Here is a 19,694-nt window from a genome sequence, read left to right as displayed (position 1 = left end):
GGGTCCGGGGATGACGACGGCGCCGACCGCGGAGTTCATCGAGCGCTTGGCCGAACGCGCCGCGGAAGCCGAGGAACTGCGCCGGCTGCCGGCCGCCACCATCGAGGACTACCGGCGCTCCGGGCTGGCCGGGCTGCTGTTACCGGCCCGCTACGGCGGACAGCAGGCGGAGTTTCCGGAGATTCTCGACCCGATCCGCCGCATGGCGCACGGCTGCGCATCCAGTGCCTGGACGCTGGGGTTCTACACCCTGCACAACTGGATGCTCGCGCTCTTCGGCGAGCGGGCGCAGGACGAAGTCTTCGCCTCCGGGCCGGTGCTGTGCCCCGCGCCGTTGGCGCCGACCGGCCGCGGCACCCCCGACGGCGACGGGATTCGGCTTTCCGGGCGGTGGTCCTGGGCCACCGGGGTGGCCGATGCCGACTGGATTCTGGTCGGCGCGATCTGCGGGACCGACGACGCGCCGTACCCGGCGCTGGTGCTGCTGCCGGCATCCGATATCCGCATCGAGGACGTATGGCACACCGCGGGAATGCGGGCGACCGGTTCCAACGACGTCGTCGTCGAGGATGTCTGGGTACCGCAGCACCGGCTGGTCAAAGTCGTCGACATCTACTCCGGGACCGCGCCGGGCGCCGCCCTGCACGACGCCTCGGCCTACCGGTGGCCGATGGTCCCGGCGCTGGCACTGGTGGCCGCGATGCCCGCGCTGGGCTCGGCCGAACGGGTCGCCGACCTCTACGCTCAGCGTCTCGGGGAGCGCGTACTGGCGTATTCCGGTGCGGCGCAGAAGGATCAGCCCGCCGCGCAGATCCGCCTCGGTGACGCACGGGTGCGGTTGAGCGCGCTGCGCGGGCTGCGTGATGTCACCGTGGCCCGGCTTCAAGACGCGGTCGACCGTGGCGAACGGATCGGCCGAGCGGTCCGGGCCGAAGCGCGCGCCGCAGCCGCGCATATCGTGCACGAATCCCGCGCGGTGGTCGCCGATCTGCTCGAAGCTTCCGGGGCGAGCGTGCATTTCGTCGACAACCCGCTGCAACGGATCAAACGTGATGTCGACATCATCTGCGGTCACGTCGTCTTCGACTACGACGTGGCGCGTGAGCTGGCCGGTGCGCTGGAGGTCGGAGTGAAGGTCTCGCCGATCTCGATGATCTGATGGCGGTCATGAAAACTCTCTGGGTGGAGGCCAGTCCCAAGGAAGAACATTCGCTGTCGTCGGCGCTGGCCCGGGCGTTCCTGGACGCCGCGCCCGCCGCCGCGGTCGGCGACGTCGAACGGTTCTCGGTGTGGGCCGATGAGTTGGTGGTATTCGGGCGGGAGGCCGCTCTTGCCAAGTTCGCACCGCTCTACGGCGAACGGCGTACACCCGAGCAGAAGCAGATCTGGTCGAGGGTGCTGGCCGAGATCGAACGGGTACGGTCGTTCGACCGGCTGGTGGTGTCCTCACCGATGTGGAATTGGCATGTGCCGCATGCCTTGAAGGCGTGGATCGACGTCATCGTGCAACCGATGGCCAGCTTCACGGTCGACGAACGTGGTGTGCACGTGGGCACGTTGGGCGACGGCAAACCGGTACAACTCATCTTGACCCGCTCCAGCGCCTACGACGGCAGCCGCCACGACCTGCAGGATTTCCAGCGGCCCTACTTGGAGTACGTGTTCACCATGCTGGGCTACCGGGTCGAGACGCTGGTGTTCGAGCCGACGACGCGATGGACCGCCGAGGAGCGGGCGCAGCTGCGCGAGGCGGCCCTGGAGCGGGCACGCCTGGCGGGCCAGCAGCTCTAGGTTCGGCTCACAAGCCCAGCGCGCGGTAGGTCCGGCGCACGAACTTCGGTTGCGCGACCCGCAGTTTGGCGACCGAGGTGTTGCCCGCGACGGCCGCGGCCGACTCGGTGGACAACGTCGGTGCGTTCTGGACCAGGTACAGTAGGATCAGGTCTGCGGACGGATCGGCCTGCCACCAGGTGCCGTAGGCGCCCGGCCAGCTGAACGTCCCCGCACCGCCCGGCCCGAACAGCGGCTGCGACTTGGCCGGGTCGGTCACCACCGACAGGTTGAGCCCGAATCCGCGGCCGACCCAGAACGGGGCCCCCAAGAACGGGTGCCGTTTCTGGGCGTCGGTGAGCCGGTCGGTGCGTATCGCTTGCGCCGATTCCGCCGAGATCACCCGGGTGCCACCGAATACGCCGTCGGCCAGCAACATTCGCGCGAAGGCCAGGTAGTCATCAGCGGTGGACATCAGCCCGCCGCCGGCGTTGGGAAACGCCGGCATGGTGATCGGCATCGGCCCCATCGCGTCGTCGCGCAGCGTGTCGCCGTCGAGGCGGTACATGGTGGCGCTGCGCCCGCGCAGCTGCGGGGAGACGCAGAACCCGGTGTCGGCCATTCCCAGCGGTCCCAGGATCCGCTCGTCGAGCAGCTGCGGCAGCGGCTTGCCCTCGATCCGGGACAGCACCACGCCCAGCACATCGATGCCATGCCCGTAGGTCACCCGCTCGCCGGGCTGATCCACCAGCGGCAGCGCGGCCAGCGCCGCCAGCCAGGCCTCCGGGCCGCGTCCGAACGGCAGCCGTTGATACTCCCGCGCAATCGGGCCGGACACCGAGAAGCCGTAGCCGATACCGCAGCGGTGCGTCATCAGGTCCTCGATGGTGAGCGCTCGCCGGGCCGGAGTGGTCTTATCCAGCGGCCCGGACGGGTCGATCAGGACGCGCGGCGCGGCGAGCTCCGGCAGCCAATGGGCGACCGGGTCGCTCACGCGCAGCCGGCCCTCATCGACCAGGGCCATGGCGGCGGCGACGGTGATCGGTTTGGTCATCGAGGCGATCCGGAACACCGTGTCGCGGGTCATCGGCAGGCCGGCGCCGACATCGCGGTAGCCGATCTCATTGACCTGCAGCACCTGTCCGCGCTGCCAGACCACAGTCACCGCGCCGGCGAGCAGACCGGCGTCGCAGGCCTCCCGCAGCGACGCCTGGTTGGGGTCGAGATTCACCCGGCCCAGGCTAGCGGCGGGGAGCTGATCGCCGCTGCGCCGCCCTTGGCGTCGACGTCGTCTGGGCCTGCGCTCGAAATGCAGTGGCCCTGCTTCCGTGGTAGAAAGGCGGCGTGAAAATCTCAGGTTGGCTTAAGGAAAATGGGTCCGTGGCCGCTCGGCGGGTGGCTGCTGCGGGTGCCTCTGTCGGGGCGTTGACGGCGTTCGGAGTGGCGCCGGTAGCCCATGCCGACTTCGATGACTTCATGGCCGACCTGCTCGACCCGGCCGCGTGGGGCACGCTGTTCGATCCCGGGTACTGGAATGGACTGGACTCGGCTTCGACTCTCGACCTCGCGTCGTTGTTCGCCGGTGACGACCTGCCCGGCGCGGCGGTCGAAACTGACTTCGCCGACTGGTTCCAAGACGACTTCTATCTGCCGCTGCACGCAGCGATGCAGGAGTGGATCGACAGCCCGTTCGGCTCGCAGCTCAACGACGTCGTCAACCCGCTGTTCGCATTCGGCGGTGCCTGCGGCCTGGTCTGCAACGGTGTCGATGGCACCGAGACCGATGTCGACGGCGGCAATGGCGGCTGGATCTTCGGTGACGGCGGCACCGGGTGGAGCAGCGACGAAGCCGGTGTGGCCGGCGGCGCTGGCGGTGCCGGCGGTTGGCTGGGCAACGGTGGTGCCGGTGGTGATGGTGGGGCCGGTGCTGACGGCGGTACCGGTGGGGCTGCGAACTGGATCGGCAACGGTGGTGCCGGCGGAAACGGCGGAGCAGGACTGGATGGCCTACATGCCGGCGACGGCGGCAACGGCGGCGCCGGTGGCCGTGGCGGAATGTTGTTCAGCACCAACGGCGACGGTGGCAACGGCGGCAGTGGTGGAAACTCGGTCGGCGATGGTGGCACCGGTGGCGCCGGGGGCAACGGTGGTGCCAGCGGCCGCGCCCCGGGCATATTGTCCATCGGTGGTGCCGGTGCCAATGGCGGCAACGGTGGTGACGGCGGCAGCGCTGACGGAGTCGGCAGCACCGGCGGTGCCGGCGGGGACGGCGGCGATAGCAGTCAGGCCAGCTATTGGCTAGGTAGAGGCGCCGGCGCGGGCGGCAATGGCGGAGACGGTGGTGCTACCAGCGGTCCCGACAGTGTCGCTGGTGATGGCGGTAATGGCGGTAAGGGCGGCATTTTGGTCTTCGGCCAGGGAGACATCGATGGCGGCCCGGGTGGCAACGGTGGCAATGGCGGCTCAGCTATCGGTGACGGCAGCACCGCCGGTAATGGTGGTGACGGTGGTCGAGGCGCCCCCGGCAGCGCCCAGGGCGGTGGCCGCGATGGTGGTGTCGGTGGCGCCGGCGGCAATGGTGGCTCGGCTCAGGGCGTCGGCAGCACCGCCGGTAATGGTGGTGACGGAGGCGGAGGCGGCACCGCCAGTGCCCTGGGTAGTGGCCGCGATGGTGGTGTCGGTGGCGCCGGCGGTAATGGCGGCTCAGCTAGCGGTGTCGACAGCACCGCGGGTAAGGGTGGCGACGGTGGTATCGGCGGCGTGGGCAGCGCAGTTGGCAGCGCCCGTGACGGCGGTGCCGGTGGCAACGGCGGCGATGGCGGTGATGCCAGCGGTGCCGGCAGCGTCGCTGGGGCCGGCGGCAACGGTGGCACGGGGGGAATGAGTAGCCCGTTGGGCGGCGGCCGTGACAGCGGGGCCGGCGGCAACGGCGGCAATGGTGGTGATGGCACCGATGGCGGGGTTGCCAGCCACGGTGGCGCTGGCGGCACCGGCGGCAGCACCGGTCTGGGCAATGGCGGAAATGGCGGCAGCGGTGGTGTCGGCGGCAACGGCGGCGCCAGTGACGGGGGAGTCGGCGGCACGGGCGGCCAGGGCGGGGAAGGCAACAGCAGCGCCGGCTGGGCACGTGCCGGTGGTGGCGGCGGTGGCGGCGGCGGCGCCGGTACCGGAGGCCAGGGCGGGGACGGCGGCACCGGCGGCAATGGAGGCGTTGGGTTAGGAACTGGATCCGACACCAGCGGTGGCTACGGCGGGACGGGCGGTACCGGTGGCAGTGCAGATGGTGGTCTCGGTGGCGTCGGCGGCAATGGCGGTAACGGTGGCTCCGGCCCGTTGGGTAGCCCCGGCGGGATCGGAGGCAATGGCGGGAACGGCGGCCAGGTCGGCCCCAATGGCAACGGGGCCGGTGGCAACGGCGGCAACGGCGGCAACGGCAACCTGGACCCCGGTGGCAATGGCGGTAACGGCGGTGCCGACGGAACGCCGGGAACACCTGGGACTGATGGCGCATCCACCCCGGACCCATCCAGCTGACAGGTGACGTGAGCTACGGCGTCAGCTGAATTCAGGGAAGAACGTCGTGCGGTTCACTCGTTGGCGGCTCACCCTTGCCCTCGCACTGTTCTTCGGCGTCGCGCTGCCGGTTGTGCCTCCCGCGGCGGCGATGGTGCTCTTGGGTGGCGGAGCCGTCCTCGTCGTCGACGGCAACAACTACTGCACCTTGACCACGATCGGACGCGACCGGGCCGGTGACGTGGTGGGCTTCACCGGAGCGCAGTGCGGCGGACCCGGGGCAGCCGTCGCACTCGCGGGAACCGGCGTAACGGTGGGCACCGTGGTGGCCGTCAACGGCGACCTTCGCTACGGCGTGATCAAGTTCGACGTGCCCGACCTCATCCCGGTGTCCGACTACGCCGGCATTGCGATCAATGGCATCGGCCCAGACCCGGGCTTCGATTCGCTCGTGTGCAAGTACGGGCCCACAACCCCTGGCATCTGCGATCGCATCAGGTTCGACGGCTGGCCGCGCATGACGATGTGGGGGCAGTTTGAGGCCGGTGATGTGGGAGCGCCAGTAACTTTGGACGGTCGGTTGGTCGGCTTGGTCTACGGCGGCGCCGTCGCCCCGGGCGGCAGGTACACCCTCCCGAGAGCCCTGACCTACTTGACGAGATTCAGCGCGATCCTGGCCGACGTCAACGCCGGCGACGGACCGGGCAGCGGATTCGTCCCGATCGGAGACTGACGAAGCTCGCGGCAGGCCAGGGGCGCGGCGGGTGCTAGGCTACCCGGCAGTTCGACATCCTTTAACGATCCGTCCCGCGAGGCGGAGAAGGAGGTCCAGCGGTTTCCCATGGGCGCTGCCGGTAATTCCAGCACCGACCGAGAGTTGATGTCCTCGGCGGATGTGAGTCGCACCATTTCGCGTATCGCACACCAGATCATCGAGAAGACCGCTCTCGACGGCTCCGACGCGCCGAAAGTGGTGCTGCTGGGCATTCCGACCCGCGGAGTCACCCTGGCCGCTCGGCTGGCCGCCAAGATCAGCGAATTCTGCGGGGTCGACATCGGCCACGGCGCCCTGGACATCACCCTCTACCGCGATGACCTGATGCGCCAGCCACCGCGGCCCCTGGAAACCACCTCCATCCCGGTCGGCGGCATCGACGACGCACTGGTGATCCTGGTCGACGACGTGCTTTACGCCGGCCGGTCGGTGCGGGCTGCATTGGATGCGCTGCGCGATCAGGGCCGGCCCCGGATCGTGCAGCTGGCGGTGCTGGTCGACCGCGGCCACCGCGAACTGCCGGTGCGCGCCGACTACGTCGGCAAGAACGTGCCGACCGCGCGCGGCGAGAGCGTGCATGTGTTGCTGGCCGAACACGACGGCCGCGATCAGGTGGTGATCACCCGATGACCGCCCGGCACCTGCTGGCCGCCGGCGACCTGAGCCTTGATCAGGCCACCGCGATCCTCGACGACGCCGACCGGTTCGCCGAAGCCCTGGTCGGGCGCGAGGTCAAAAAGCTGCCCACCCTGCGCGGACGCACCGTGATCACCATGTTCTACGAGAACTCCACCCGCACCCGGGTCTCGTTCGAGGTCGCCGGCAAGTGGATGAGCGCCGACGTGATCAACGTGTCCGCATCGGGGTCCTCGGTGAACAAGGGAGAGTCGCTGCGCGACACCGCTTTCACGTTGCGCGCCGCCGGCGCCGACGCGCTGATCATCCGGCACCCGTCCTCGGGGGCGGCACACCTGCTCGCCGAATGGACCGCGGGCGCCGAGGAAACCGGCCCGGCGGTGATCAACGCCGGCGACGGCACCCACGAACACCCGACCCAGGCCCTGCTGGACGCGCTGACCCTGCGCCAGCGGCTCGGCGGCATCGAGGGCCGGCGGGTGGTGATCGTCGGCGACATCGTGCACAGCCGGGTGGCCCGCTCCAACGTGCAGCTGCTGGCCACCCTCGGCGCCGAGGTGGTGCTGGTCGCCCCGCCGACGCTGTTGCCGGTCGGGGTGGCCGACTGGCCGGTGACCGTGAGCTACGACTTCGACGCTGAGCTGCCCGCTGCCGACGCGGTGCTGATGCTGCGGGTGCAGGCCGAGCGGATGACCGGTGGCTTCTTCCCGTCCACCCGCGAATATTCGGTGCGTTACGGGCTCTCGGAGAAGCGCCGGACGATGTTGGCCGACGACGCGGTGGTGTTGCACCCCGGTCCGATGCTACGCGGCATGGAAATCGCCTCGTCGGTGGCGGACTCGTCACAATCTGCGGTGCTGCAACAAGTTTCCAACGGCGTACACGTGCGAATGGCGGTGCTGTTCCATCTGCTGGTGGGCAGCGAATCCGCGGGTTCGGTGGCGTCGTCGGGGGAGGTGGAGTTGTGAGCGTGCTGATCCGCGGGGTGCGGTGCTATGGCGAAGGTGACCCAGTCGACGTGCTGGTGCACGACGGCCAGATCGCCGAGATCGGTGACGGCCTGGCTGCACCGGCCGGCTGTGACGTCATCGACGCACCCGGTCAGGTGCTGCTGCCCGGATTCGTGGACCTGCACACCCACCTGCGGGAACCTGGTCGCGAATACACCGAGGACATCGAAACCGGCTCGGCGGCAGCGGCTCTCGGTGGCTACACCGCGGTGTTCGCGATGGCTAACACCGAGCCGGTGGCCGACTCCCCGGTGGTCACCGACCATGTCTGGGCGCGCGGACAGCAGATCGGCCTGGTCGATGTGCACCCGGTCGGCGCCGTCACCGTCGGGCTCGGTGGCACCCAGCTGACCGAGATGGGCATGATGGCCGCCGGCGCCGCGGGGGTACGGATGTTCTCCGACGACGGTGTGTGCGTGGCCGATCCGCTGGTGATGCGCCGCGCCCTGGAGTACGCCACCGGCCTGGGCGTGCTGATCGCCCAGCATGCCGAAGAACCCCGGCTGACCGTCGGCTCGGTCGCCCACGAGGGGCCCAACGCCGCCCGGCTGGGACTGTCCGGCTGGCCGCGCGTCGCCGAGGAGTCGATCGTCGCCCGCGACGCCCTGCTGGCCCGCGACGCCGGTGCTCGCCTGCACATCTGCCACGCGTCCACCGCCGGCACTGTGGAGCTCCTCAAATGGGCGAAGGCGCAAGGGATCTCGGTGACCGCCGAAGTCACCCCGCATCATCTGATGCTCGATGACAGCCGGTTGGCCGACTACGACGGGCGCAACCGGGTCAACCCGCCGCTGCGCGAGGCCTCCGACGCGGCCGCGCTGCGTCAGGCTTTGGCCGACGGTGTCATCGACTGCGTGGCCACCGACCACGCCCCGCACGCCGATCACGAGAAGACCTGCGAGTTCGCCGCCGCCCGGCCCGGGATGCTCGGGCTGCAGACCGCCCTGTCGGTGGTGGTGGCCACCATGGTCGAGCCGGGTCTGCTGACCTGGCGCGACGTGGCTCGGGTGATGAGCGAGCGGCCCGCGGAGATCGTCGGCCTGCCCGATCAGGGCCGGCCGCTGGAGGTGGGCGAGCCGGCCAACCTGACGGTGGTGGACGCGCAAGCGAGTTGGGTGGTGACCGGCGAGCAGCTGGCCAGCCGCTCGGCCAACACCCCGTATGAGGCGATGACCCTTCCCGCCACCGTCACCGCGACGTTGCTGCGCGGCCGGCTGACCGCCCGGGACGGGAAGAGTCCGGCATGAACACCCCCACGATGGTCGCCTCGCTGATCTTCGCCTTCGTGCTGGTGGTGCTGATCGGATTGGTGATCCGGTTGATGATGCGCGGCTGGCGGCACCGCGGCCAGTTGCAGGAGGCCCTGATCGGCACGCTGCCGCCGGTTCCCGACACCGTCGGACCGCCTACCGTCGCCCCGACCCGCGGCCTGTACCTGGGCTGCACCTTGGCGCCGAAGTGGAACGACCGGGTGGTGGTCGGCGACCTCGGTTATCGCACCAAGGCGGTGCTGACCCGTTACCCGGAGGGAATCATGGTGCAGCGCAGTGGCGCCCGGCCGATCTGGATTCCGGAGGACTCGGTGGTCGCGGTCCGGACCGAGCGCGGTATCGCCGGCCGCACTATTCCTACCCGTAATCACGACGGCGTGCTGGCGATCCGGTGGCGACTGCCGTCGGGCACGGAGATGGACACCGGCTTCCGCGCCGACGACCGCACCGACCACCGTCGCTGGCTGGGTGCCGGCGACGATGCTGAACGAACCGATGAGGACGGAGACCGATGAGCAACGCGCGTGCCGCCCTGGTCCTCGAGGACGGCCGGATCTTCACCGGAAGGCCGTTCGGAGCCGTGGGCCAGAGCCTGGGCGAGGCGGTGTTCTCCACCGGCATGTCCGGCTACCAGGAGACGCTGACCGACCCCAGCTACCACCGCCAGATCGTGGTGGCGACCGCCCCGCAGATCGGCAACACCGGGTGGAACCGCGAAGACGGTGAGAGCCGCGACGAGAAGATCTGGGTGGCCGGCTATGTGGTCCGCGACCCGTCGCCGCTGGCCTCGAACTGGCGCGCCAGCGGAACCCTGGAAGACGAACTGGTGCGCCAGGACATCGTCGGGGTGGCCGGGATCGACACCCGCACCGTGGTGCGCCACTTGCGCAACCACGGCACGATGAAAGCCGGGGTGTTCTCCGGTGACGCACTGGCAACGCCCGAGGAGTTGGTGAGCCGGGTCCGCGAGCAGCCGTCGATGCTCGGCGCCGACCTCGCCGGGCAGGTCAGCACCGACACCGAGTACGTGGTGGACCCCGACGGGCCACACCGGTTCACCGTCGCCGCACTGGATCTGGGCATCAAGACCAACACGCCGCGTAACTTCGCCCGGCGCGGGATCCGCAGCCACGTGCTGCCGTCGTCGGTGGACTTCGCGTCGATCGCCGCGCTGAAGCCCGATGGGGTGTTCTTGTCCAACGGCCCCGGTGACCCGGCCACCGCCGACCATCTGGTCGCGGTGACCCGCGAAGTGCTGGGCGCCGGGATCCCTTTGTTCGGAATCTGTTTCGGCAACCAGATTCTGGGCCGGGCGCTGGGTTTGAACACCTACAAGATGGTGTTCGGTCACCGGGGCATCAACATCCCGGTGATCGACCACGCCACCGGCCGGGTGGCGGTGACCGCGCAGAACCATGGCTTCGCCTTGGAGGGTGAAGCAGGCCAGCGCTTCGACACCGATTTCGGTGCGGCGGTGGTAAGCCACACCTGCGCCAACGACGGGGTGGTCGAGGGCGTGAAACTGGCTGACGGCCGGGCTTTCTCGGTGCAGTACCACCCGGAGGCCGCGGCCGGACCGCACGACGCGGAATACCTGTTCGACCAGTTCGTCGACCTGATGGCAGGGGAGAAGTAATGCCGCGCCGTACCGACCTGCACCACGTGCTGGTGATCGGCTCCGGGCCGATCGTGATCGGCCAGGCCTGCGAGTTCGACTACTCCGGCACCCAGGCGTGCCGGGTGCTCAAGGCCGAGGGCCTGCAGGTGAGCCTGGTCAACTCCAATCCGGCGACGATCATGACCGACCCGGAGTACGCCGATAACACCTACGTCGAGCCCATCACTTGGGAGTTCGTCGAGAAGGTGCTCGCCCAGCAGGCCGAACGCGGCAACAAGGTCGACGCGCTGCTGGCCACCCTGGGTGGGCAGACCGCGCTGAACACCGCCGTCGCGCTGCACGAGCAGGGGGTGCTGGAACGCTACGGCGTCGAGCTGATCGGTGCCGACTTCGATGCCATTCAGCGCGGCGAGGACCGCCAGCAGTTCAAGGACATCGTCGCCCGCGTCGGCGGCGAATCGGCCCGCTCCCGGGTCTGCTACACCATGGCCGAGGTTGAGGAGACCGTCGCCGAACTGGGTCTGCCCGTCGTGGTGCGGCCCTCTTTCACCATGGGCGGGTTGGGTTCCGGGCTGGCGGCCAGCCTCGACGAGGTGGCACGGATGGCCGGCGACGGGCTGGCGGCCTCGCCGACGGCCAACGTGCTGATCGAGGAATCCATCTACGGCTGGAAGGAATTCGAGCTCGAGCTGATGCGCGACGGCAACGACAACGTCGTCGTGGTCTGCTCGATCGAGAACGTCGACCCGATGGGCGTGCACACCGGCGACTCGGTGACTGTCGCCCCGGCGATGACGCTGACCGACCGGGAATACCAGAAGATGCGGGACCTGGGCATCGCGATTCTGCGCGAGGTCGGGGTGGACACCGGCGGCTGCAACATCCAGTTCGCGGTGGACCCGAAGGACGGCCGGCTCATCGTGATCGAGATGAACCCGCGGGTGTCCCGGTCGAGCGCACTGGCGTCCAAGGCCACCGGCTTCCCGATCGCCAAGATCGCCGCCAAGCTGGCCATCGGCTACACCCTCGACGAGATCCTCAACGACATCACCGGAAAAACCCCGGCCTGTTTCGAGCCGGCGCTGGACTACGTCGTGGTCAAGGCCCCGCGCTTCGCGTTCGAGAAGTTCCCCGGCGCCGACCCGCGGTTGACCACCACGATGAAGTCGGTGGGCGAAGCGATGTCATTGGGCCGCAACTTCATCGAGTCACTCGGCAAGGTGATGCGGTCGCTGGAGACCGATCGGGCCGGGTTCTGGACCAAGCCCGACCCGGACGGCACGGCCCAAGATGCGCTGGCCCGGCTGCGCACGCCCACCGAAGGCCGGCTCTACGACATCGAGCTGGCGCTGCGACTCGGCGCCAGTGTCGAGCAGGTCGCCGAGGCCTCCGGGGTGGACCCGTGGTTCGTCGAGCAGATCAACGGCCTGGTGGCGCTGCGCGCCGAGGTCGTCGACACCGCGGTGCTGGACGCGGATCTGCTGCGACGCTGCAAATACAGCGGGCTGTCGGATCATCAGATCGCCGCGCTGCGGCCCGAACTGGCCGGCGAGGACGGCGTGCGGCTGCTGCGGTCCCGGTTGGGGATTCACCCGGTCTTCAAGACCGTCGACACCTGCGCGGCGGAGTTCGAATCCCAAACGCCTTACCACTACAGCACTTTCGAGCTCGACCCTGCCGCCGAGACGGAGGTGGCGCCCCAGGACACCAAACCCAAGGTGCTCATCCTGGGTTCCGGGCCGAACCGGATCGGTCAGGGCATCGAGTTCGACTACAGCTGCGTGCACGCTGCGATCACGTTGAGCGAGGCCGGGTTCGAGACCGTGATGGTCAACTGCAACCCCGAGACGGTCTCCACCGACTACGACACCGCCGACCGGCTCTACTTCGAACCGCTGACGTTCGAGGACGTGCTCGAGGTGTACTACGCCGAACAGCAGTCCGGACAGGGCGGCCCCGGGGTGGTCGGCGTCATCGTGCAACTGGGCGGGCAGACACCCTTGCGGCTGGCCCAGCGGCTGGCCGATGCCGGGGTGCCCATCGTGGGCACCAGCCCGGAGGCCATCGACCTGGCCGAGGACCGCGGCGCATTCGGCGACGTCCTGGCAGGCGCCGGGCTGCCGGCGCCGCGCTACGGCACCGCGACCACCTTCGAGCAGGCCAGAAGGATCGCCGCCGACATCGGCTACCCGGTGCTGGTCCGGCCCTCGTACGTGCTGGGCGGTCGCGGCATGGAGATCGTCTACGACGAGGAGACGCTGCGCGGCTACATCACCCGGGCGGCATTGCTGACACCGGAGCATCCGGTGCTGGTCGACCGGTTCCTGGAAGACGCCATCGAAATCGACGTCGACGCCCTGTGCGACGGCGCCGAGGTCTACATCGGCGGGATCATGGAGCACATCGAGGAGGCCGGCATCCACTCCGGCGACTCGGCGTGCGCGCTGCCGCCGGTGACACTGGGCCGCAGCGACATCGAGAAGGTGCGCCGCGCCACCGAGGCCATCGCCCATGGCGTCGGGGTGGTCGGGCTGCTCAACGTGCAGTTCGCCCTCAAAGACGACGTGCTCTATGTGCTGGAGGCCAACCCGCGGGCTTCTCGCACGGTCCCGTTCGTGTCCAAGGCCACCGCGGTGCCGCTGGCCAAGGCCTGCGCGCGGGTCATGCTGGGCGCCACCATCTCCGAACTGCGCGCCGAGGGCCTGCTGGCGGCCTGCGGTGACGGCGCCAGCGTCGGCCCGCACGCCCCGATCGCGGTCAAGGAGGCGGTGTTGCCCTTCCACCGCTTCCGCCGCGCGGACGGATCCGGCATCGACTCGCTGCTCGGCCCCGAGATGAAATCCACCGGCGAGGTGATGGGCATCGACCGCGACTTCGGCACCGCGTTCGCCAAGAGCCAGACCGCCGCGTACGGGTCGCTGCCCGCCGACGGCACGGTTTTCGTCTCGGTGGCCAACCACGACAAGCGGTCGCTGGTGTTCCCGGTCAAACGACTGGCGGATTTGGGCTTCCGGGTCCTGGCCACTGAGGGGACCGCGGAGATGCTGCGCCGCAACGGAATTCCGTGCGAGGTGGTGCGCAAGCATTTCGAGGAAGCCAGTGGAAGCGATCCGCTGCCGTCGGCGGTGGACGTGATCCGGGCCGGTGAGGTCGACCTGGTGATCAACACCCCCTACGGCAACTCCGGACCGCGGGTGGACGGCTACGAGATCCGCGCGGCGGCGGTGAGCGTCAACATCCCGTGCGTGACCACCGTCCAAGGTGCGGCCGCGGCGGTGCAGGGCATCGAAGCGGGAATCCGGGGCGATATCGGGGTGCGTTCCCTGCAGGAGCTGCACAGCACGCTCGGCGGGCACTAGTGGCTGCCCGGGGTTTCGGCACCCGGCTGGCCGAGGCGACCGCGACCCGCGGACCGCTGTGCCTGGGCATCGACCCGCACCCCGAACTGCTGAGCGCCTGGGGCCTGGCCTCGACACCGGAGGGCCTGGCGGCTTTCAGCGAGATCTGCGTCGCGGCCTTCGCCGGCTTCGCCGTCGTCAAGCCGCAGGTGGCGTTCTTCGAGGCCTACGGCTCGGCCGGCTATGCGGTGCTGGAGCGCACGATCGCGGCGCTGCGCGAGGCCGGTGTGCTGGTGCTGGCCGACGCCAAGCGCGGTGACATCGGCTCGACGATGGCCGCCTACGCAGCCGCCTGGGCCGGTGAGTCACCGCTGGCCGCCGACGCGGTGACCGCCTCGCCGTACCTGGGCTTCGGATCGCTGGCCCCGCTGCTGGATACCGCCGCCGCCCATCGGCGGGGCGTTTTCGTGCTGGCCGCCACCTCCAACCCGGAGGGGGCCAGTGTGCAGCGCGCCGTGAGCGACGGCCGCAGCGTGGCGCAGTCGATCGTCGATGCCGCCGCTGCAGCCAACGGGGCGGCCGGCGGGGAGCCCGGTTCGATCGGGGTGGTGGTCGGCGCGACGCTGCGCGACGTCCCTGATCTGAGTGCCTTGGGCGGCCCGGTGCTGGTGCCGGGCATCGGGGCGCAGGGCGGACGCCCGGAGCAGCTGGCCGGACTCGGCGGGGCCGCTTCGGGCACGCTGCTGCCCGCCGTCTCCCGCGAGGTGCTGCGCGCCGGCCCCGACGTCGATGCGCTGCGCGCGGCGGGGGAGCGGCTCCGCGACGCCGTCGCGTATCTGGCGGGTTAGCGAGCCGGAAATCCAGCGGCGGGCCACCGATTCGGTGACCCGCCGCTTGCGCATCAGGTACTGGGGCCGACTCCGCTCGCATCGGCCGGTCGTGCTTGAAGGTAATCGGTCGACCCCGCGAAGCGGCTGTGAACGCAATCTCTGGTCACTGTGAAACATTAACCGGCAGTAGGAGATACGAGACTCCTCGGGAAAACTCAAAGGTAAGCTGTGGCCAGGCTGTCAGCCGGGCTTTTCCCAGCGGCTATGCCCGGTTATCCGGAGAAACCCGCGCTCGCGCGACCAGGGTGAAACGATGGGCACCACCAGAAGAAAGCCCGGTAGGTCGTTCGCGGCAGGCGAATTCCTGCCGGCGAACTGACGGGGGACGCGATGCGCAGTTCTGACCACGCCGCACCCGACGCGGCACCGCACGTGGTGGTGTTGTTCGGCGCCACCGGCGATTTGGCCCGCCGCAAGCTGCTTCCGGGCCTGTTTCACCTGTCGCGGTCCAAGCTGGCGCCTCAGCTGCGCATCGTCGGCACCTCCCTCGACGACTTGGACGACGGCGCTTTCCGCAAGATCGCGGTGGCCGCATGCGAACAGTCGTCGCACGGTGCGGCTTCGCCGGATGAGAGCCAGAACTGGGCGCAGAACCTGACCTATGTGCCGCAACACGGCGGGCCCGAGGCGCTGGCGGCGGCGGTGCGGGCGCAGGCGGCGCAGCTCGACCTGCCCGGCGGCCAGGAGCCGCAGCTGCTGCACTACCTGAGTGTTCCGCCGTCAGCGGCGATCCCGGCGATCCGGATGCTGGAGCAGGCGAACCTGGTCGACGGCGCGGCGGTCGTCATGGAGAAACCCTTCGGCACCGATCTGGCCAGTGCGGTCGAGCTCAACGCCTCGATCCACCAGACCTTCGACGAATCGCAGATCTTCCGCATCGACCATTTCCTCGGCAAGGAGGCGGCGCAGAATATTCTGGCGTTCCGGTTCGCCAACGGCCTGTTCGAGCCGATCTGGAACCGCACCTTCATCGACCACGTCCAGATCGACATCCCGGAGAAGTTGTCCCTGGAGGGCCGGGCCGCCTTCTACGAGCCGACCGGCGCTTTCAAGGACATGGTGGTCACCCATTTGTTCCAGGTGCTGGCTTTCGTCGCGATGGAGGCGCCGACGGAGCTGGCCTCCGATGCGATCAGCGTGGAGAAGAACAAGGTTTTCCGGTCCATGGTGCCGCTGGATCCGCACAACGTGGTCCGCGGCCAGTACCGCGGCTACCGCGACGAGCCGGGGGTGGCGTCGGACTCGGACACCGAGACATTCGTCGCACTCAAATGCGAGATCGACAACTGGCGCTGGGCGGGGGTGCCGTTCTACCTGCGCACCGGCAAATGCCTGGCCGAGGGTCAGCGGATCATCTCGATCGCCTTCCGGGAGCCGCCCCGGAGCATGTTCCCGGCGGGGTCTGGGGTCGGCGCGCACGGCCCGGACCACCTCACCTTCGACTTGGCGGACCAGGCGAAGCTGTCGCTGTCGTTCTACGGCAAGCGCCCCGGACCGGGGATGAAGCTGGACAAGCACAGCATGCAGTTCCAGATGGCCGACACCGAGACCGCCGGCGATGTGCTGGAAGCCTATGAGCGGCTGATCCTGGACGCGATGCGCGGCGACCGCACGCTCTACACGCACGCGCAGGGCATCGAGCGGCTGTGGCAGGTCTCGGCGCCGTTGCTGGACGATCCGCCGCCGGTGCGCGGCTACGACATCGGCTCCTGGGGGCCCAACGCCGTCCACCAGCTCATCGCGCCGCACGCCTGGCGGCTACCGTTCGACCGGACGTGGCGAGGCGGTAGGTAGCCGCGCAGCGGCCCGGCGGCTCGAACGCCGGTCATGCCCGCTCGGATCACCATCGGAACGGCTTCGACACGCCCGACACGCCGTGAGGTGCGAATTCAATGCGGCCGCGGTCCTACCGGTCTCCCAAGCGCCGGAAGGGGCCTGGCGGCGTCGCTCGTCCGGCCCGCCGCCCCCAGATAAACGCCCAGCTCACACGTGGTTTTTGCAGGCCCCGACCGGGGGTGCGCGGCTGCGGTGGACCCGGTCGCATAGGCGCCCGCGGCCCCGGTCGGGCTGCCGTGCTCAGCCGCCGCACGCTGGGCATTTGTAGCCGGAAACGGGGGGTGGGGTTAGATTTCGTCAGACGGCGTGGGTACGGTCGTCGTCTCTGGCGGGAGTACCCGGCCGAGACAAGGAAAACATCGGCGTTGTCGATGATGACGAGACGGAGGAATCGTGGCCCTTCCCCAGTTGACCGACGAGCAGCGCGCCGCCGCGTTGGAGAAGGCGGCGGCCGCGCGTCGGGCCCGAGCAGAGCTCAAGGACCGGCTGAAGCGTGGCGGCACCAACCTCAAGCAGGTGCTCAAGGACGCCGAGACCGACGAGGTCCTGGGCAAGATGAAGGTCTCTGCGCTGCTGGAGGCGTTGCCGAAGGTCGGCAAGGTCAAGGCGCAGGAGATCATGACCGAGCTGGAGATCGCCCCCACCCGCCGGCTGCGCGGCCTGGGCGACCGGCAGCGCAAGGCGCTGCTGGAAAAGTTCGACTTCTCCTGACCTGTCAGTGAATGCCGGTGGAGGACCGGGCAGCCGACACGCGGGGCGTGTGGTGGTGCTGTCCGGTCCATCCGCGGTCGGTAAGTCGAGCCTGGTCCGGTGCCTGCGGGAGCGGGTACCGGACCTGTATTTCAGCGTGTCGGCCACCACCCGCGCGCCGCGGCCCGGAGAGGTGGACGGCGTCGACTACCGGTTCGTGACGCCAGAGGAGTTCGGCCGGCTGATCGAGGCCGACGCGCTGCTGGAGTGGGCCGACATCCACGGCGGCCTGCAGCGATCAGGAACCCCGGCGGGTCCGGTCGCCGAGGCGACCAAGGCGGGTCGACCCGTGCTGATCGAGGTCGACCTGGCCGGGGCCCGGGCCATCAAGAAGGCCCTGCCGGAGGCCGTCACGGTGTTTTTGGCGCCGCCGGACTGGGAGACGCTGCAGGCCAGGCTGGTCGGGCGGGGCACCGAATCCGCGGAGGTCATGGAACGTCGACTGGCCACCGCGCGCACCGAGTTGGCGGCGCAGGGGGACTTCGACGCGGTCGTGGTGAACGGTCGATTGGAAACCGCCTGCTCAGAATTGGTATCCTTGCTGGTGGAATCCGCATCCGACGCGGTCTGATCGACCGGACCACCGCCTCAGGCGTGATCAACCCCAGCCCAATGAGCTTCAGGAGATTGTCTTAAGTGAGTACTTCGCAGACCGACGCGGCCGTGGTGACCGACGCCGATGAGTTCGACCCGGCGTTGATCGGTGGCTACGACACGCCACTGGGCATCACCAACCCGCCCATCGACGAGCTGCTGCAGCGGGCGTCCAGCAAGTACGCCCTGGTGATCTACGCGGCCAAGCGGGCGCGCCAGATCAACGACTACTACAACCAGCTCGGCGAGGGCATCCTCGAATACGTCGGGCCGCTGGTCGAGCCCGGCCTGCAGGAGAAGCCGCTGTCGATCGCACTGCGTGAGATCCACGGCGACCTGCTCGAGTACACCGAAGGCGAGTAGCAGAGGTTCGGGGCCGGTACCCGTGACTGCTAAGCGGATCGTCGTCGGCGTCTCCGGCGGTATCGCCGCCTACAAGGCGTGCACGGTGGTCCGTCAGCTGGCTGAGGCCGGCCACTGCGTGCAGGTCGTGCCGACCGAATCCGCACTGCGGTTCGTCGGGGCCGCCACCTTCGAAGCGCTCTCGGGCCAGCCGGTGCACACCGGTGTGTTCGATGACGTTCCGCACGTTCCGCACGTCGCCATCGGCCAGCAGGCCGACCTGGTGGTGGTGGCGCCGGCCACCGCTGACCTGCTGGCCCGCGCGGTCGCCGGGCGGGCCGACGACCTGCTGACCGCCACCTTGCTCACCGCCCGCTGCCCGGTGCTGTTCGCCCCGGCGATGCACACCGAGATGTGGCAGCATCCGGCCACCGTCGCGAACGTCGCGACGCTGCGGGACCGCGGCGCGGTGGTTCTCGAGCCCGCGTCGGGACGCCTGACCGGCGCCGACACCGGGCCCGGCCGGCTGCCCGAGGCCGAGGAGATCAACACCTTCGCCTCGCTGCTGCTGGAGCGCGCGGACGCGCTGCCCTACGACCTGGCCGGACACAAGGTGCTGGTGACCGCGGGCGGCACCCGCGAACCGATCGACCCGGTCCGCTTCATCGGCAACCGCAGTTCGGGCAAGCAGGGCTACGCGGTGGCCCGGGTAGCCGCCCAGCGCGGTGCCGAGGTCACGTTGATCGCCGCCCACACCGCCGGGCTGATCGACCCGGCCGGAGTGCACGTGGTGCGCGTCAGCTCGGCCCCGCAGCTGCAGGACGCGGTCACCAAACACGCCCCCGATGCGCAGGTGCTGGTGATGGCCGCCGCCGTCGCCGACTTCCGCCCGGCCCGGATGGCGCAGTCCAAGATCAAGAAGGGCCCGGGGGAGAACGACCGGCCGCCCACGATCGATCTGGTCCGCAACGACGACGTGCTGGCCGGCGCGGTCCGGGCGCGTGACGACGGGCAGCTGCCCAACATGGCCGCCATCGTCGGTTTCGCCGCCGAGACCGGGGACGAGAACGGCGACGTGCTGTTCCACGCCCGCGCGAAGCTCCAGCGCAAAGGGTGCGATCTACTGGTGGTCAACGCCGTCGGCGACGGCCGGGCCTTCGAGGTGGACCACAACGACGGCTGGCTTTTGACCGCCGATGGAACCGAGTCCGCGCTGGAGCCCGGCTCCAAGACACTGATGGCCAGTCGCATCGTGGACGCGATCGCGGCGTTCCTGCGGGGGCAGGGCCGATGAGGACGCTGCTACGGTAGCGAGCCGGGGGGTTGTGACGCAGGCGGGGGCAGCGCTCGA

At 69.5% G+C, this 19,694-nt stretch carries 17 protein-coding genes; 16 read left to right on the top strand and 1 reads right to left on the bottom strand.

Going from position 1 to position 19,694, the window contains the following annotated elements:
• Positions 1–10: 10 nt before the first annotated feature.
• On the top strand, positions 11–1,159 hold the full coding sequence (locus A5648_RS01115; RefSeq protein WP_065022767.1) for an acyl-CoA dehydrogenase family protein: 1,149 nt from the start codon (positions 11–13) through the stop codon (positions 1,157–1,159).
• Between the two features lie 8 nt (positions 1,160–1,167).
• Positions 1,168–1,791, top strand: coding sequence for an FMN-dependent NADH-azoreductase (locus A5648_RS01110; RefSeq protein WP_065022801.1), 624 nt, complete (start codon positions 1,168–1,170; stop codon positions 1,789–1,791).
• 7 nt (positions 1,792–1,798) lie between these two features.
• Here A5648_RS01110 and A5648_RS01105 read toward each other — a convergent pair whose 3' ends face one another.
• Positions 1,799–3,001, bottom strand: coding sequence for a serine hydrolase domain-containing protein (locus A5648_RS01105; protein ID WP_065022766.1), 1,203 nt, complete (start codon positions 2,999–3,001; stop codon positions 1,799–1,801).
• A gap of 149 nt (positions 3,002–3,150) precedes the next feature.
• Here A5648_RS01105 and A5648_RS24775 point away from each other — a divergent pair, with 149 nt between their 5' ends.
• The 14 genes from A5648_RS24775 (at position 3,151) to coaBC (ending at position 19,637) form a co-directional block, all read left to right on the top strand.
• The gene (locus A5648_RS24775; protein WP_165607282.1) at positions 3,151–5,304 is read left to right on the top strand and encodes a PGRS repeat-containing protein; all 2,154 of its coding nucleotides are present in this window, start codon (positions 3,151–3,153) and stop codon (positions 5,302–5,304) included.
• 46 nt (positions 5,305–5,350) lie between these two features.
• Positions 5,351–6,016, top strand: a complete 666-nt coding sequence (locus tag A5648_RS01095; RefSeq protein ID WP_109470642.1) for a peptidase — start codon at positions 5,351–5,353, stop codon at positions 6,014–6,016.
• A gap of 108 nt (positions 6,017–6,124) precedes the next feature.
• Positions 6,125–6,688 carry a bifunctional pyr operon transcriptional regulator/uracil phosphoribosyltransferase PyrR gene (pyrR, locus tag A5648_RS01090; RefSeq protein ID WP_065022764.1) on the top strand — a complete coding sequence of 188 codons (564 nt, stop codon included), beginning with the start codon at positions 6,125–6,127 and terminating at the stop codon, positions 6,686–6,688.
• On the top strand, positions 6,685–7,662 hold the full coding sequence (locus tag A5648_RS01085; RefSeq protein ID WP_065022763.1) for an aspartate carbamoyltransferase catalytic subunit: 978 nt from the start codon (positions 6,685–6,687) through the stop codon (positions 7,660–7,662). Before pyrR ends, A5648_RS01085 begins: the two co-directional genes overlap by 4 nt.
• Positions 7,659–8,951 (top strand): dihydroorotase, encoded by a 1,293-nt coding sequence (locus tag A5648_RS01080; protein ID WP_065022762.1) that lies wholly within the window; start codon positions 7,659–7,661, stop codon positions 8,949–8,951. Before A5648_RS01085 ends, A5648_RS01080 begins: the two co-directional genes overlap by 4 nt.
• Complete coding sequence (locus A5648_RS01075; protein ID WP_065022761.1) at positions 8,948–9,490, top strand: transporter; 543 nt, start codon at positions 8,948–8,950, stop codon at positions 9,488–9,490. Before A5648_RS01080 ends, A5648_RS01075 begins: the two co-directional genes overlap by 4 nt.
• Positions 9,487–10,611: a glutamine-hydrolyzing carbamoyl-phosphate synthase small subunit gene (carA, locus tag A5648_RS01070; RefSeq protein ID WP_065022760.1), complete on the top strand. Its 1,125-nt coding sequence runs from the start codon at positions 9,487–9,489 to the stop codon at positions 10,609–10,611. Before A5648_RS01075 ends, carA begins: the two co-directional genes overlap by 4 nt.
• Positions 10,611–13,952, top strand: a complete 3,342-nt coding sequence (gene carB, locus A5648_RS01065) for a carbamoyl-phosphate synthase large subunit (protein WP_065022759.1) — start codon at positions 10,611–10,613, stop codon at positions 13,950–13,952. The genes carA and carB overlap by 1 nt, the downstream gene beginning before the upstream one ends.
• On the top strand, positions 13,952–14,779 hold the full coding sequence (gene pyrF, locus A5648_RS01060; RefSeq protein ID WP_065022758.1) for an orotidine-5'-phosphate decarboxylase: 828 nt from the start codon (positions 13,952–13,954) through the stop codon (positions 14,777–14,779). The genes carB and pyrF overlap by 1 nt, the downstream gene beginning before the upstream one ends.
• A 372-nt stretch (positions 14,780–15,151) precedes the next feature.
• Positions 15,152–16,615, top strand: coding sequence for a glucose-6-phosphate dehydrogenase (gene zwf, locus A5648_RS01055; RefSeq protein ID WP_065022757.1), 1,464 nt, complete (start codon positions 15,152–15,154; stop codon positions 16,613–16,615).
• 435 nt (positions 16,616–17,050) lie between these two features.
• Positions 17,051–17,368, top strand: a complete 318-nt coding sequence (gene mihF / locus A5648_RS01050) for an integration host factor, actinobacterial type (RefSeq protein WP_003932123.1) — start codon at positions 17,051–17,053, stop codon at positions 17,366–17,368.
• A gap of 7 nt (positions 17,369–17,375) precedes the next feature.
• Complete coding sequence (gmk, locus tag A5648_RS01045; protein WP_065022756.1) at positions 17,376–17,978, top strand: guanylate kinase; 603 nt, start codon at positions 17,376–17,378, stop codon at positions 17,976–17,978.
• A gap of 65 nt (positions 17,979–18,043) precedes the next feature.
• Positions 18,044–18,364: a DNA-directed RNA polymerase subunit omega gene (gene rpoZ, locus A5648_RS01040; RefSeq protein ID WP_065022755.1), complete on the top strand. Its 321-nt coding sequence runs from the start codon at positions 18,044–18,046 to the stop codon at positions 18,362–18,364.
• A gap of 22 nt (positions 18,365–18,386) precedes the next feature.
• A complete protein-coding gene (gene coaBC / locus A5648_RS01035) occupies positions 18,387–19,637 on the top strand; it encodes a bifunctional phosphopantothenoylcysteine decarboxylase/phosphopantothenate--cysteine ligase CoaBC (protein WP_065022754.1) in 1,251 nt (416 codons plus the stop codon).
• The last annotated feature ends 57 nt before the right edge of the window (positions 19,638–19,694 follow it).

This window comes from Mycolicibacter sinensis (genome assembly GCF_001673565.1).
Taxonomy (GTDB): Bacteria; Actinomycetota; Actinomycetes; order Mycobacteriales; family Mycobacteriaceae; genus Mycobacterium; species Mycobacterium sinense_C.
The sequence above is the reverse complement of the archived record's forward strand: the minus strand, read 5'-3'. Positions and strand labels throughout refer to the sequence as shown.